Here is a 14856-nt window from a genome sequence, read left to right as displayed (position 1 = left end):
TTTTTCCTCTCTTTACTAAATTTTTACTTGAACTAATTTAGAAATTCCAATTTTCTTATTCATTGTCACTCCATATAGAGAATCTGAAGCTTTCATAGTTTCTTTGTTATGTGTTATTAAAATAAACTGAGATCTATCTGTAAACTCTTTTAATTTTCCAATTAGCTTTCTTGTATTTTTCTCATCAAGAGCTGCTTCAATCTCATCTAAAAATGTGAATGGACTTGGTTTATACATAAATATTGCCATTATAAATGCTATTGCAACCATGGACTTTTCTCCACCTGACAACAGAGAAAGAGCCTGTCTTTTTTTATTTTTATATTTTACTGATATTTCAACTCCACAGTTTACAAAATCCTCTCCATTATGTAAAGATAGTTTCCCTTCAGAGTTATCCAGTGTTTCTATACACATCTCATTAAAGTTTTTATTTATCTCTTCATATGCCTCATAGAACTTTCCTTCTATTGTCTCATCTATCTCTTTTATTAAAAGTGATAGGCTTCTCTCACCTTTTACTAAATCCTCTTTTTGAAGGTCTATAAACTTATATTTATTATCCAGTTCCTTAAACTCCTCAATTGATAATAGATTTACAGATTCAAAGCTCTTTAGTCTCAACTCCAGCTCTCTCACCTTAGTTCTTGCACTTTTTATCTCATCCTCTTTTAAAGGTGAAACATTAACTTCTAAAAGTTCTTCTAACTGAAGCATAATCTCTTCTATCTCTTTTGAAATTCTCTCTTTTCTCTCCATCTCTCTATTTAAAATCTCTTTCTCTTTAAATAGAGTTGTTTCAATCTCCCTAGAGTTTTTCATTAAAACTTTCGATTTTTCCTCTAAAGTATGGTCCTCTTTTTTCATCTCTTTTAGTTCTTGATTTTCATTTTCAAATTTTATATTTTTATTTTTTATATCTTCTGCTATAGTATGAGCCTTTTCTTCTAATTTTTCAAGCTCTTTTTTTATTTCTGATAAAATATTTAAAATTTTCTCTCTCTTTTCTTGGATTTCTTTTTGTTCAAGAGCCTCTTTCTCTTCCTCTCTCTCAATTTGAACAAATCTATCTTTACTATTCAAATATAGAATTCTAATATCTGAAAACTGGTTTTTCAGATTATTTATCTCTCCATTTAAGTTTTGTATAGCAAGATTTTCAGTATCTAACTCATTTTTTAATTCCAATACAATTTTCTCAGTTATCTCTTTTTCACTTTGAGAACTTTCAACTCTTTTAGCATACTCCTTACTGTAGTTCTCCTCCTCTTGGATTTCGATATCTACAACTCTTCTTTCTTTCTCCAGCTTTTCACTCTTAGACTTTAAATCTAGATATAGCTCTTCAGCCAGTTTAGTCTGCTTTCTTAAAGAGTCTTCCAGTGCATCAATACCTCCAATTTCATCCTCATATTTTTCCAACTTTTTACTCATGGACTGAACTTTTTCATTCCAATCCTTTAACTTTGCTGTCATCTCTTTTATGTTATCTTCTAAAGTTTTTATCTCTTTTTTTCTTTCAAATATCTGACTTACAATAGAGTTTGAATTCTCTCCACCTGTTATTCTACCTCTTGAACTTAAAAGTTCTCCAGAAAGTGTAACTATATTTCCACTATAGCTATTCTCTTTTAGAATTTTTAATGCCACATCAGCTTCACTTACAACTAAGATATTACCTAGTAGCATATCTAACACTTTAGTATATCTTTTATCAACAGACACTAAATCAGAGGCTCTTCCTATAACACCCTCTTTTTTAGGTATATCTTTTATAGAACCCACCTTAATTGTGTCCAGTGCTAAAAATGACGCTCTTCCAGCCTTTTTCTCTTTTAAAACCTCTATCCCTTTTTTAGCTACCTCACTTGTAGTTACAACAATATCTTGTAGATTTCCAGGTATTGCTGCCTCTATGGCTTTTTGGTACTCTTCTGGAACTGTTATCAACGATATTACAGCTCCTTCTACTCCTGATATTTTAGTATTTAAAACCTCTTTTACCCCTTTATAAAATCCCTCATTGCTCTCTTGAACTCTATAAAGTCCCTGTAGTTTTGCAGAAGCTCTTTTCTCTTCAAATTCAGCGTTTCTTATTAACTCTGCAGCTTTATTCATATCTCTACTTAATTCAGTGATCTCTTGCTCTAATTTTAGCTGTCTTTCCTCGGTCTCTTTTAGCTCCTTTGATTTTAAATCTCTATTTTTCAGTGCTTTCTCTAACTCTTTTGTATTATCTTCTATTTTTTTGTCAAAGTTTTCCTTTTCCTCTTTTAAAGATGAAATTTTAAACTCGCTACCTTTCATTCTTCTTGTTGAACTTTCAATCTCATTTAAAAGTTTTAACTTTTCAACTTCTAAATCCATTATTTTTCTTTTCTTTAACTCAATACTGATCTCTTTATCTTTTTTTGTTCTTTCTTTCTCATCAATATTTTTTTCAAACTCTCTATTTTTTCCCTCAATCTCTAGGACTCTCTCTTGAACCCTATCTTTTTCCTCTTTTAATTTAACTGCAATCTCTTTTTTAGACTCAATTGTTTTTTCTAGAGATGAAAGCTCCTCATTTTTTTGTTTTAACTCTCTCTCATAAGAGGTTATTCTTTCTTTTGTTCTGATCTCCTCTTTCTCTAAAGTTTCTATCTCAGCTCTTAAAGAGGTGTTGTTCTCTGAAAAGCTCTCTATTTTTTCATATAGCTCTTTTCTTCTATTTTCTATATTATTAAGCTCTGTTTCCGCTTTTTTTAGCTCCTGCTCCAAGCCAGTTGTAGTTGTTATCAATCTCTCTTTTTCTCTCTCTCCCGATTTTAAAATCTCCTCTTTAGAGTTTAAATCAAAAGTTAGAACCCCTTTTTGTAAAAGATTCTTTTCATCTTTTATGGATAGATACTCCATAGCTTTTTTAGATTGTTTCTCCACTCTCGCTCTATTTTCACCAATTTCACTCAGTACAAGCTCTATTTTTTCAAGTTCATTTTGAACTTTTTCCAATCTTCTTTCAGATTCCATCTTTTTTTGTTGGAATTTTTTTACTCCAGCAGCTTCCTCTATTATACTTTTTATCTCTTTATTAGAGGATGATATAATCCTTTCAACTTTTCCTTGACCTATAACTGAATATGCACTCTTACCCACTCCAGTGTCTAAGAATAACTCTCCAATATCCTTTAATCTCACTTTTTTATCATTTATAAAGTAATCATTATCTCCATTTTGAGACATCTTTCTTGTTATTTTTATATTTTCAGCTTCAATTGGAAAAAAGTTATCTCTATTGTCTATAAAAAGTGATACCTCTGCATAACTTGCTGGCTTTTTTCCCTCTCCTCCAGAAAATATAATATCCTTACTCTCTTTCGCTCTTATATTTTTGTAGGATTGCTCACCTAAAACCCATAATATCCCATCTAATATATTTGACTTACCACTTCCGTTTGGTCCTACAATAGAGGTTATTCCTCCATCAAAATCTATTCTTATTCTTTCACCAAAAGATTTAAATCCGTAAATTTCTACACCTTTTAAATACATTTTCTCTCCCTAATAACTTTTGTCTTAAAAAAAGCTAACCCATTTAGGTTAGCCTATATTTAATATTTTATCAATTCCATTTTTCAAAGCTTGTAAAGCTTTAGCTCTATGGCTAATTTGATTTTTTATTTCAGGCATCTCTGCAAATGTTTTTCCATACTCTGGTAAATAAAAATGAGGATCATATCCAAATCCGTTTTCTCCCTTAGCTTCATCTACGATTATCCCCTCTATTTCACCTCTGAATGAGTAGGATTCACCATTTGGTTTCCCTAAAGTTATAACTGTCACAAACTTAGCTTTTCTATTTTCTATACCTTTTAGGTTTTCAATTAACTTTTTATTATTTGCAGAATCATTTCCATCCTCTCCTGCATATCTGGCAGAGTATACTCCAGGCTCTCCATCTAATGCCTCTACACAAAGACCTGAATCATCTGAAATTGTAATCATATTTGTAAATTTAGCAATCTCTAGAGCTTTTTTTCTTGAGTTTTCTTCAAAAGTTTCTCCATCCTCTATAACCTCAGGAATATCTATTCCATCTTTTATAGAAAGAATTTCAAAATCTGACCCTGATAAAATCTTTGACATCTCATCTATTTTTTTCTTATTTCCTGTGGCTAAAAATATTTTCATTACTTAGAAAACTCCTCCTCTATCTCTTTTCTTTGCACTTCTATTAGCTCATATATCCCTTTCTCAGCTAAATCCAACAGTGCATTTAGATCTTTTCTTGCAAAAGTTGCCTCTTCTCCAGTTCCTTGAATCTCTACAAACTCCCCTTTATCATTCATGATTACGTTCATATCCACTTCAGCTTCAGAATCCTCTGTATACATTAAATCTAGTACAGGTGTACCCTTTACCATTCCAACAGATATAGCTGCAATATTTGATGTCATAGGGTTTTCTAATAGAACTCCCTTCTCCATAAGTCTTCTCATAGCCATCTCTAAAGCTATATATCCACCTGTAATTGATGTTGTTCTTGTTCCACCATCAGCTTGAATAACATCACAGTCAATTGTCACAGTTCTCTCCCCTAGTTTCTCTAGGTCTATACACGCTCTTAAAGCTCTTCCTATAAGTCTTTGTATCTCCATTGTTCTTCCACCTAGTTTTCCTTTAGCAGCTTCCCTTTGGTTTCTCTCTCCAGTTGCTCTTGGTAACATTGAGTACTCCGCTGTTATCCATCCTTTTCCCTGATTTTTTAAAAAAGGGGGCACTTTCTCTACAACTGTTGCAGTACAAATAACCTTTGTATTTCCAATCTCTATTAAAACACATCCCTCAGCATACATAGTGTAATTTCTAGTAATTTTCACTTCTCTTTTTTCATCTGTTTTTCTTCCGTCTAATCTTATCATTTCTCTTCCTTTCTATATATACTGCTCTAATTCTTCAAGTTTTTGAGTTTCAATTAAATCTACTGTTTCTATAGGTTCTATTTTCCCAAATTGAATTTCATAAAGCTTTCTGTATATTCCATTATTTTCTAGTAATTTTTGGTGAGTTCCAACCTCTTTTATCTCTCCATTTTCCATTACAACAATTTTATCTGCATTTATTATTGTAGATAATCTATGTGCAATAACAAAAGTAGTTCTTCCCTTCATCAGTGTATCTAAAGCCTCTTGAACCAATCTTTCTGATTCAGTATCCAGTGCTGATGTTGCCTCATCTAAAATCATTATACTTGGATTTTGGATAAGTGCTCTAGCTATTGCTATTCTCTGCTTTTGTCCCCCTGATAATAAAACACCTCTTTCTCCAACCTCTGTTTCAAATTGGTTTGGTAGTTCCATTATAAAGTTATAAGCATTTGCCATCTTAGCAGCTTTTATTATATCCTCTTCAGAAACATCATCCTTTCCAAAGCCTATATTTTCACCAATAGTTCCACTGAATAGGAATGTTTCCTGTGGTACTATCCCTATGTGATTTCTATACTTTTGTAAAGACATCTCTCTTATATCTATACCATTTATTTTAATACTTCCAGAAGTTATATCATAGTATCTAGGTAATAGATTTACTAGAGTTGTTTTTCCACTTCCACTCTTTCCAACCAGTGCTATCACCTCACCAGCTTGAACCTCTAAATTGAAATCTTTAAGTACCTTTTCATCTCCATCTTCATACTTAAAGTCCACATTTTCAAAATCAATTTTCTCTATAGTTTCTGGTACCTCTTTAACTACTTCTCCAATATGATCTGGCTCTAGTTCAACATCTAAAATCTCTATCACTCTATCTGCTGATGGTAACGCTTCCTGTAGCTCACTATTTCTTTTAATTAAAGTTTTTAATGGCTGCTGCATAAGTCCTATAGCAGTTATAAAAGAGATTAAATCCCCTGGTGTCATAGTCTGGGCAACGATTATTTGATAACCTCCATAACCTGCAACTAAAAGGATCATTATTGTTGCTAAAACCTCATTAATTGGAGATATTTTAGCTTTGATTTTTGTAGTTTTATAGATTTTATCAAATTCCTCTTGTGTTACATCCATATATTTGTCTATAATTTTATCGCTTCTATTAAATCCCTTTATAACAGAGATTCCAGATAGTGATTCTTGTACAAAGGCTGTTACATCTCCCACTGTATCCTGTCTTACTCTTCCAGACTTTCTAATTTTCTTTGTATATTTTTTTACCATAGAAAGTATAGCTGGTAAAACTGTCAAAGATATCAATGCCAGCACAAAATCAACTTGAAACATTCTGAATAAAAGAGCTACAACTGTTATAAACTCTTTTAACATATCAAATAGCATAAATCCAATTCTTCCTAAAGTAGTGGAATCTCCTGACAATCTTGCCATCAAGTCTCCCAACTTATTTTGTTTAAAGTAAGCTATTGGTAATCTTTGTAAATGTGAAAACACATCTATTTTTATATCCCTTCTGATCTTCTCAGTTATGTATCCCGATGAGATATCAGCAAAATAGTTAGTTATAACTTTTAATATTGTAGACACAAAAATAGCGCCTATAACAATCATCATCATTTTTGCATTTTTTTTAACTAAGACATCGTCTATCAGATATTTACTTAACCATGCTGGAACAGCACTCATTAAAGATGTAACTGTAGATAATAAAATTACTCCCAGCATAGCCATTTTATATTTCAAACTATATTTCAAGAAAGTTTTTAAAGATTTATTTTTAAAAAACCCCATTATTTTCCTGTCTAATTCATTAATTTTTTCCATTTTATTTTCCTTTCAATAAAAATTCAGCATACCTTTTTGTAATATCTACCCCAGAAAGTTTCTCTCGTATTCTTTGAATTTTTTCTTGAACAGAGTCTATATTTTCTAAAATAGTTTTCATACTTTTCTCTATTTCAACAGAGTTACACCTCTTTTGAAGCAACTCTGGAAAAACCTCTTCATTTAAAGTTAAATTTGGCAATGATACAAATCCCACTTTCAAAATATATTTAGCTATAAAATAATTTATAAAGTTAGTCTTATATACAACTATTGTTGGAATCCCCAATAGAGCCAGCTCTAAGGTTACTGTTCCTGAAGCTGCAATAGCTATTTTGCTCTCCTTTACACTACTATTTAGAGATATATCATAACATATCTCTAAATTGGATAGCTTTGAAATATCCTCATCTATCCACTTTAAATGATCCTTTGATGAAAGTTTTAAAAGGTATTTTTCTTTTGGATTTTTTTTCACAAGGTCTATAAAATCAGGTATTAAAGATTTTATCTCTTGCTTTCTACTACCTGGAAGTAAGAGAACTTTATCTCCCTCTCTTTTTAACTCTTTATATCTTTCTGTAAATGGATTTCCATAGTAAATCGCATCCACATTATGTTTTTTATAAAAATCAACTTCCCAAGGAAATATAACCATAATATGATCAGCTAATTTTAACTTATCAATTCTTTTCTCTCCCCAAATCCAAAGCTTTGGTGGAATATAATAAAAAACCTCTATGTCTTCAATATTTTTTTTTAATAATTCTAAAAATTTTAGATTAAATCCTCCATAATCTACCATGATTACTTTTTTTATATTTTCTTTTTTTATAAAATCCAGATATTCTTCGGCCTTCTTTTTAAGATAGCTATATTTTTTTATGGCTTCTGTAAATCCCATAATTGCTAGTTCATCAATATCTTGTATTATATTAACTCCAGCACTTTTAGAGTGTTTTCCAGCTATACCATAAAACTCCACATCTCTATCTAACTCTTTAGCCTCTCTCACTAAATAGGATAGGTGTAAATCTCCAGATACCTCTCCTGTTGAAACAAATATTTTCATATTTTCACTCCAATAATAAAGATATTATTCTTTTCTGCTAACTCAATGCATTTTTTCATATCCAAAAATAACATTTTGTTTGCCTCAGCTACTATCCCTTTAGCTTTTATTTCTATTGCTCTATTGACTGTCTCTATACCAATTGCAGGTATATCCACTCTCATATCCTGTTGAGGTCTTGCCATCTTTATAATTATGCAGTCCTTACCCGCATATTTTCCAGCTCTCTCTATTGTCTTATCAGTTCCCTCTATACCCTCTAAAGCCACCACAGCTGAGTCTTTACAGACAACTGTTTGCCCTGCATCAACCTCACTTAAAGCTTTTGCAGCCTCTATTCCTATCTCTATAGTTTTTTTATCCTCAGGAGATGGAACATTTTTGGTATAGCATTTCTCACTAAACATCATATTGCTCAATAGATGATTCTGAGGCAAAACTTTTATTTTATTAAGTCTTAAAAAAGAGATTACTCCAAATAAAAGTGTCTCATCCTTTTTATCGGGAAGTTTCTCCATTAATCTCTCTCCAAAATAGTCTAGCTTCATCTCCTGAAATAATATTGACTTCTCAACTTTTCCAAGCATAACCACTTCTCTTATATCATTTAATAATAAATATTTTGTAATCTCTCCGATCTCACCAATATTAAACTCTTTATAATTTTTATGCTTTTTTATCTCCTCTTCAACTGTGTTAAAAAGGCCAATTAAGTATACCTCTATCCCTTGAGCTTCCGCCTCTTTAAGGAAATATAGAGGTAACTTACCGTTACCTACTATTATTCCAACTTTTTTCATTATCTTGTAATCCCCCTATTACTAGTTTTTATAAATTCTACAAGATATTTTATATTCTTATCATTAGGAAATTCATTTTCAAGCTCCTTTAAAGCATCCTTTAAAGGATTTCCATTTCTAAATATAATTCTGTATGCTTTTTTTAGGTTTGAACGATCCTCTTCAGTAAATCCTTTTCTTCTAAGTCCTACCGTATTTAGTCCTCTTATAACAGCTTTATTTCCCTCAGCCATAACAAATGGACAAATATCTTGGTTTATCGCGCTCCCTCCACCAGTCATAGAGTAAGAACCTATTCTACAGAATTGGTGAACTGGTGTTAACCCTCCAATTATTGCAAAGTCATCCACTGTAACATGACCTGCTAGAGTAACTCCATTTGCTAATATACAGTTATCACCAACAATAACATCATGAGCAACATGTACATATGCCATTAGTAGGTTATTGTTCCCTATTCTTGTTTCCCATCTGTCATCTGTTCCTCTGTGAATTGTTACAAACTCTCTAATGCTATTGTTATCTCCAATTATAGTTTTTGTTGGCTCTCCCTTATATTTTAAATCTTGCGAAGCTTTTCCAATAGAAACAAATGAATAAATTGTGTTATTTTCTCCAATTTCAGTTATTCCTTCAACTACAACATGAGATTGTAATACTGTATCTTTACCTATTTTCACGTCTTTTCCCACTATACAGAAAGGACCTATCTTTACTCCCGGTTCCAGTATTGCTCCATCCTCAACTATAGCAGTGCTATGAATTTCAATCACTATTTTTTCACCCTACTCTCTATTTTTCCATAATAGTAAATGTAAATGATGCTTCTGTCACCACTTTACCATCTACTTTTGCTACTCCTGTAGCTTTTACTATGTTTCTTCTTAATTTATCAACCTGTACTTCATATATTAGCTGGTCTCCTGGTCTTACTGGAGCTTTGAATTTTACGCTTTCTATTGCAGCAAAATATGGCACCTTTCCCTCTGTATCATCTAAAACTAAAACTCCTAAACATTGAGCCATTCCTTCAACTATTAAAACTCCTGGCATAATTGGATGTCCTGGAAAGTGTCCATTAAAAAACTCCTCATTTACAGTTACGTTTTTTAACCCTCTTATTTTTTGCGCCTCTTTATCCATTTCTAAAACTCTATCAACTAATAAAAATGGATATCTGTGTGGTATTCTTTTCATTATTTCCATAACATCTAACATATTTTTTCCTCCTGCTTTTTAAGTAATTTTGCAAACTCTATATCTAAAGCATGTCCTGCTTTGATAGCTATTATATGTCCTTTTATAGGTCTATTTAAAACTTTAAAATCCCCTATTAAATCCAATATTTTATGTCTAACAAACTCATCCTCATATCTCAGCCCATCTGGATTTAAAACTCCATCTTTTTTTATAACAATGGCATTATCCAGGGTTCCACCCAATGCTAGATTATTTTTTTTCAAATAATCTACCTCATAATCAAATCCAAAAGTTCTTGCATTTGCTATCTCATTTTTATACGATTCCATATCCAAAGTAACTTCTAACATCTGACTTTTTAAAAATGTATGATCAAATTTTATAGTATAAGTAACCTTATATCCATCAAATGGCAAAGCTACAATATGCTTATCCCCAACTGTTAAATTTATTGGCTCTTTGATAACAATCTCCTCTATATCCTCTTCAAGCTCTTTTACTCCAACACTTTCGATAATTTCAAGAAAAACTCTTGCACTTCCATCACCTATTGGAAGTTCGTTTCCATCTAATTCAACTGTTAAATCAGTAATTCCCGCTATGTATAGAGCTGATAAAAAATGCTCTATTGTATAGATTGCTGCTCCAAACTCATTTTTTAAGTTTGTTCCTCTAGTCAGTTCAAATGTATTTTCTAAATCCATAAAAATAACATTTTTCCCCTCTTCTAAATCCACTCTTTTAAAGATTATCCCCCCATTTTGAGCTGGAATTAACTTCATTTTTATCTCTTCCCCTTTATGTAAGCCAATTCCATTGTATTGAACCTCTTTATTAAGAGTTTTTCTCTTCATAAATTCTCTCTCCTTCTACTTTATGCTTTAGTTAAAAACTTTGTAGCTAAAACTATAGCGATATCCTTTTTCCCATCCACAAACTGAACTCCAATTTTTTTATCTGATACTTCCACTACTTTTCCCAATCCAAATTTTGTATGAATCACTTTTTCGCCCATTGCAAATGGTGAATTTGAAAGGTTTTTCATCTTTTTTAAATCTTCTGCATCAATTATATTTCTAAATCCAGTTAATTTTTTTGACTCAGATGAAACTCTTGATTTTGGAAGAGTTTCTTGTGGCTTTTGCACTTTTTCTAAAACTTCCTCTGGTAACTCCTCTATAAATCTTGATTTCATTTTTGTTAAAAACTCACCATATACAAATCTACTCTTAGCATGAGATATATATAATTTTTCTTCAGCTCTTGTTATAGCCACATAACAAAGTCTTCTTTCCTCTTCTAACTCCTCTGGGTTAAAAAGAACTTTTTTAGACCCTGGGAAAATATCGTCTTCAACTCCTGTTAAAAACACCACTGGAAACTCCAGTCCTTTTGAGTTATGGATTGTCATTAACTTTATGTAGTCAGCTTCCCCTTCTAACTCATCAGTTGCGCTCACTAGAGATATATTCTCCAAATACTCTCTCAGTGTTAAGAAATCTACAGTTTTTTCAAGTTCCACTATTGAGTTTTTTAACTCCTCTACGTTCTCAACTCTTCCCTCTGCTTCTGCTCCATAAGTTGCATTTAAATATGAGAAATATCCCACTCTTTTTATCAGCTCATCGAACACTTCACTTACACTTCCCTCTCCACTCAATTGAATCAGATCATTTAAAGTTGTGTAAAGCTCATCTAGCGCTATCTTTACCCCTGAAGTTAAACCAGGTATATCCATCCCTTTACCTAGAGCTTCAAACATTGAAATTCCCATATTATTTGAATAATCTCTTATCTTCTCAATGCTTTTATCCCCTATTTTTCTTTTAGGTACATTTATTATTCTGTTTAAATTTATTGTATCTTGAGGATTATTAATTACTGTTAAATAAGCTATAATATCTTTAATCTCTGCCCTTTGATAGAATTGCATTCCACCAAACACTTTATATGGAATATTATATTTTAATAACCCCTCTTCAAAAAGTCTAGATTGAGCATTTGTTCTATATAAAATTGTAAACTCTCTATAGCTTTTACCCATATTTTTTCTCTTTACAATCTCTTCAATTATATAGTTTACCTCTTCTCTTCCATCTAAACACTCTTTTACTGTTATTAGCTCACCTTGAGGTTTTTTTGTCCAAAGATTTTTATCCCTTGCTGTCTTATTGTTTTTTATAACTTCATTTGCCGCTGTCAATATCGCTGATGTTGAACGATAGTTTTCTTCAAGTTTAACAACTAGTGCATCTTTATACTCTTTTTCAAAGTCCAAGATATTTTTTATATTAGCACCTCTAAATCCATATATACTTTGATTTTCATCTCCAACCACGCATATATTTCTATATTTAGCCGCTATCTTAGTTATTATATTATACTGTATATTATTTGTATCTTGATACTCATCAACCATTATGTATTGAAATTTCTCCTGAAGTTTCTCCAAAACCTCTGGAATTTCAAGCAACTTATGAAGATTTACCAATATATCAGAAAAATCCATCCCATTGTTCTCTTTCAATGTACTATTATATCTTCTGTAGCACTCTAACACAATTTTATGGTTAGCATCAAATCTATTCTCTTTCTCATAGTCAGATACTGTTACACCATTTTCCTTTAATTTTGAGATTATTGAAACCACTGCACCCTCTGTCAGCGATTTATCATTTATAACAAGTTCCTTCATGATACCTCTTACAACTCTTTTTTGATCATCTGTATCATATATTGTAAAGTTTGCATTGTATCCCAATTTATCTCCATACACTCTCAGTAGTCTTACACCAAAGGAGTGAAATGTTGATATCATAGCCTTATGGGCATCATCTCCTATTAGAAGTTCCACCCTCTCTCTCATCTCTTTTGCAGCTTTATTAGTAAATGTTACTGCTAAAATTTTATATGGAGAGATTCCTTTCTCATTTATCATATGTGCTATTCTATATGTTATAGTTCTAGTTTTTCCTGATCCTGCTCCAGCAAGAATCAATAGCGGTCCCTCAATTTTTTGAGCTGCTTCTCTCTGTTTTTCATTTAATTTATCTAATATACTCATAATTACTCCTTTAAAATTATACCATACAATTATACGACTATTCAAATAAAATACCCGATTTTTCCAATAGTTTTTTTGGATTTTATCGGGTATCATAATCAATTATTTTTTATTCAATTTCTTCTTTAGATCTATCTGTAAAAAACTTTGTTAAATTAACTAATATATAGTAACATGTTACAATAAACATGCTATATTTTAGCGTTGCTAGAATTAAAACAATAAATGGTATCGTCATCTTCTTAGGAACAAATCCAAAAACTTTATCTGGAGTTTTAAATGGAATTGTACTTACCATTAAAATTGCTGCTAATAGAGTCAACCCTACAAATACCTCTATTGAAAATAAGTTCATTCCAAAATTTGTTTTAACTACCTCTACAAATAGAAGGTAAGAACATACAACAGAAGCTCCTGACGGTATTGGCATTCCACTGAAATCATCTTTTTCACTTGATGCTGTTGTTACTATATTAAATTTAACTAATCTCATAACTCCACATAGTGCATATATAAAAGAGATTGGAATCACAAATGACTTCATTCCATCAGAACTTTTTAAAACCGAATAAACTAGTATTCCTGGTGCTAATCCAAAAGATATTGCATCGCAGAAAGAATCGAACTCCTTTCCAAATTCACTAAATGCGTCTAGTTTTCTTGCTGTTTTTCCATCTAACCCATCACATACCATAGCTAATATTATAAACCAAATTGCTTTTGAGAAATCCCCCGCTATGGAAGCTGTAATGCTTAGATACCCTAAAAACATATTCGCTGCTGTAATTGCATTAGGTGCAATATACTTTCTTTCTACCATTTTTAATCATCTCCCTATTTTTACAAATCTATTTGATTTTATCACATATATACTATAAAATCAACTGTACTTAAAGGGAGCTTTATTTCATTAGATTTTTTATTTTTTTGTTAGTTTCATGTTAGCTACAAAAAAATATTGTATTGTATTTTATAACAAAAAATAACAAGGTATTGTGATATAATATTGTTTTTCAAAGTGATTAAACTACATATTACTCTCTAACTTTTTTTATCATTTTATAAATATTTTTATTGACTTTTAACCGTGTACGATATATGATATATGTGTAGGGAGGTGATATTCCTTGATAACAGCTTTGTTTAGTAGCTTTTATAGCAAAACTTCCTGAAATCTCTAAAGAGATTAGGGAATGGATAATTTGGTATGAAAGTAAAAAAAAGTAGTTACAAAGGTTGAGAGTGCAATCTCAACCTCCCTATAAATATGGAGGTGATGATATGAATTATATCTTATTAGTTATATTCTTTTTACTTTTGTGTTTAATAGTTAATGTGGTAAGTCCATTTATTAGAAATCTTCTTAAATTTAAAGATAATCAAGAACTAGAAAATAATATAGGCGGAAAATTAGTCAAATTTTTTTATAAAAAAAAATAGAGAGAAGTGCAATTCTCTCTATCTTTATTCTGTAAGGAATTTTAAATCCCTCGTTCAGCTTTGTTACTTTAATTATACAACAATATTTCAAAAAGTCAATAGGTGGTTTATATGGAAAAAAGAGCAGCTAAAATCTTATGGTCAAAAAGTGGTAAAGGTAGCGATACTACTAGAGTAACCCTTCCAGTTTCATGGGTTAGACAAATGGGTTTATCTTACGAAGAAAGAGAACTTGATATTTCTTTTGATGAAAAAATAGGTATTATAATAATCAAAAAAAAAGAGGATTAATCTCCTCTTTTTAAGCATTATTTATATAATAATTACTTTTCTTTATATAGCTTTTCTTTTTTTTACTACTAATATATTTTCTATAATACCTAAAGTTTCTTAATATCTAATTTATTATTTAAAATATTTTCATTAATTTTAAAACTTTTTTATAAAACCTATGGTCTAAATAATATAATAAGTGTTAAAAATAAAAATAATTTAATCCCCCCAGATAAGAACCTCTATCCCCCC

Annotated in this window: 13 protein-coding genes; 2 read left to right on the top strand and 11 right to left on the bottom strand. The window is 31.0% G+C overall.

The features are described from left to right. Positions 1–15: 15 nt before the first annotated feature. The 11 genes from smc to pssA form a co-directional block, all read right to left on the bottom strand. Positions 16–3531 carry a chromosome segregation protein SMC gene (gene smc, locus ACMOUI_RS01750; protein ID WP_418964027.1) on the bottom strand — a complete coding sequence of 1172 codons (3516 nt, stop codon included), beginning with the start codon at positions 3529–3531 and terminating at the stop codon, positions 16–18. 48 nt (positions 3532–3579) lie between these two features. Continuing rightward, positions 3580–4170, bottom strand: a complete 591-nt coding sequence (locus tag ACMOUI_RS01745; protein WP_418964026.1) for an XTP/dITP diphosphatase — start codon at positions 4168–4170, stop codon at positions 3580–3582. Then, positions 4170–4901 (bottom strand): ribonuclease PH, encoded by a 732-nt coding sequence (gene rph, locus ACMOUI_RS01740; protein WP_418964025.1) that lies wholly within the window; start codon positions 4899–4901, stop codon positions 4170–4172. The genes ACMOUI_RS01745 and rph overlap by 1 nt, the downstream gene beginning before the upstream one ends. A gap of 12 nt (positions 4902–4913) precedes the next feature. Beyond that, positions 4914–6755, bottom strand: coding sequence for an ABC transporter ATP-binding protein (locus ACMOUI_RS01735; RefSeq protein ID WP_418964024.1), 1842 nt, complete (start codon positions 6753–6755; stop codon positions 4914–4916). A gap of 1 nt (position 6756) precedes the next feature. Next, positions 6757–7827, bottom strand: a complete 1071-nt coding sequence (gene lpxB / locus ACMOUI_RS01730) for a lipid-A-disaccharide synthase (RefSeq protein WP_418964023.1) — start codon at positions 7825–7827, stop codon at positions 6757–6759. Next, positions 7824–8627 (bottom strand): LpxI family protein, encoded by an 804-nt coding sequence (locus tag ACMOUI_RS01725; RefSeq protein WP_418964022.1) that lies wholly within the window; start codon positions 8625–8627, stop codon positions 7824–7826. Before ACMOUI_RS01725 ends, lpxB begins: the two co-directional genes overlap by 4 nt. Then, a complete protein-coding gene (gene lpxA / locus ACMOUI_RS01720) occupies positions 8627–9400 on the bottom strand; it encodes an acyl-ACP--UDP-N-acetylglucosamine O-acyltransferase (protein ID WP_418964021.1) in 774 nt (257 codons plus the stop codon). The genes ACMOUI_RS01725 and lpxA overlap by 1 nt, the downstream gene beginning before the upstream one ends. 19 nt (positions 9401–9419) lie before the next feature. After that, positions 9420–9845 (bottom strand): 3-hydroxyacyl-ACP dehydratase FabZ, encoded by a 426-nt coding sequence (gene fabZ / locus ACMOUI_RS01715; RefSeq protein ID WP_418964020.1) that lies wholly within the window; start codon positions 9843–9845, stop codon positions 9420–9422. Next, positions 9839–10681 carry a UDP-3-O-acyl-N-acetylglucosamine deacetylase gene (lpxC, locus tag ACMOUI_RS01710; protein WP_418964019.1) on the bottom strand — a complete coding sequence of 281 codons (843 nt, stop codon included), beginning with the start codon at positions 10679–10681 and terminating at the stop codon, positions 9839–9841. Before lpxC ends, fabZ begins: the two co-directional genes overlap by 7 nt. 20 nt (positions 10682–10701) lie before the next feature. Next, complete coding sequence (locus ACMOUI_RS01705) at positions 10702–12891, bottom strand: ATP-dependent helicase (RefSeq protein ID WP_418964018.1); 2190 nt, start codon at positions 12889–12891, stop codon at positions 10702–10704. A 109-nt stretch (positions 12892–13000) separates the two neighbouring features. After that, positions 13001–13711, bottom strand: coding sequence for a CDP-diacylglycerol--serine O-phosphatidyltransferase (gene pssA, locus ACMOUI_RS01700; RefSeq protein ID WP_418964017.1), 711 nt, complete (start codon positions 13709–13711; stop codon positions 13001–13003). 461 nt (positions 13712–14172) lie between these two features. Between pssA and ACMOUI_RS01695 the strand changes: the two genes are divergently transcribed. Both ACMOUI_RS01695 and ACMOUI_RS01690 read left to right on the top strand, forming a co-directional pair. After that, positions 14173–14331, top strand: coding sequence for a hypothetical protein (locus ACMOUI_RS01695; protein WP_418964016.1), 159 nt, complete (start codon positions 14173–14175; stop codon positions 14329–14331). Positions 14332–14442: 111 nt separating this feature from the next. Then, positions 14443–14622, top strand: a complete 180-nt coding sequence (locus tag ACMOUI_RS01690) for a hypothetical protein (RefSeq protein WP_418964015.1) — start codon at positions 14443–14445, stop codon at positions 14620–14622. The last annotated feature ends 234 nt before the right edge of the window (positions 14623–14856 follow it).

It is taken from the genome of Cetobacterium sp. (assembly GCF_048470075.1).
Classification (GTDB): domain Bacteria; phylum Fusobacteriota; class Fusobacteriia; order Fusobacteriales; family Fusobacteriaceae; genus Cetobacterium_A.
This window is presented reverse-complemented; position numbering and strand designations above follow the sequence as displayed.

Bases quoted from the DNA above. Each gene is read 5' to 3' on its own strand.
- ACMOUI_RS01745 (WP_418964026.1), bottom strand. From the start codon at position 4,170: ATGAAAATATTTTTAGCCACAGGAAATAAGAAAAAAATAGATGAGATG.
- lpxC (WP_418964019.1), bottom strand. From the start codon at position 10,681: ATGAAGAGAAAAACTCTTAATAAAGAGGTTCAATACAATGGAATTGGC.
- rph (WP_418964025.1), bottom strand. From the start codon at position 4,901: ATGATAAGATTAGACGGAAGAAAAACAGATGAAAAAAGAGAAGTGAAA.
- ACMOUI_RS01695 (WP_418964016.1), top strand. From the start codon at position 14,173: ATGAATTATATCTTATTAGTTATATTCTTTTTACTTTTGTGTTTAATA.
- ACMOUI_RS01725 (WP_418964022.1), bottom strand. From the start codon at position 8,627: ATGAAAAAAGTTGGAATAATAGTAGGTAACGGTAAGTTACCTCTATAT.
- lpxB (WP_418964023.1), bottom strand. From the start codon at position 7,827: ATGAAAATATTTGTTTCAACAGGAGAGGTATCTGGAGATTTACACCTA.
- ACMOUI_RS01690 (WP_418964015.1), top strand. From the start codon at position 14,443: ATGGAAAAAAGAGCAGCTAAAATCTTATGGTCAAAAAGTGGTAAAGGT.
- fabZ (WP_418964020.1), bottom strand. From the start codon at position 9,845: ATGTTAGATGTTATGGAAATAATGAAAAGAATACCACACAGATATCCA.
- ACMOUI_RS01705 (WP_418964018.1), bottom strand. From the start codon at position 12,891: ATGAGTATATTAGATAAATTAAATGAAAAACAGAGAGAAGCAGCTCAA.
- ACMOUI_RS01735 (WP_418964024.1), bottom strand. From the start codon at position 6,755: ATGGAAAAAATTAATGAATTAGACAGGAAAATAATGGGGTTTTTTAAA.
- pssA (WP_418964017.1), bottom strand. From the start codon at position 13,711: ATGGTAGAAAGAAAGTATATTGCACCTAATGCAATTACAGCAGCGAAT.
- smc (WP_418964027.1), bottom strand. From the start codon at position 3,531: ATGTATTTAAAAGGTGTAGAAATTTACGGATTTAAATCTTTTGGTGAA.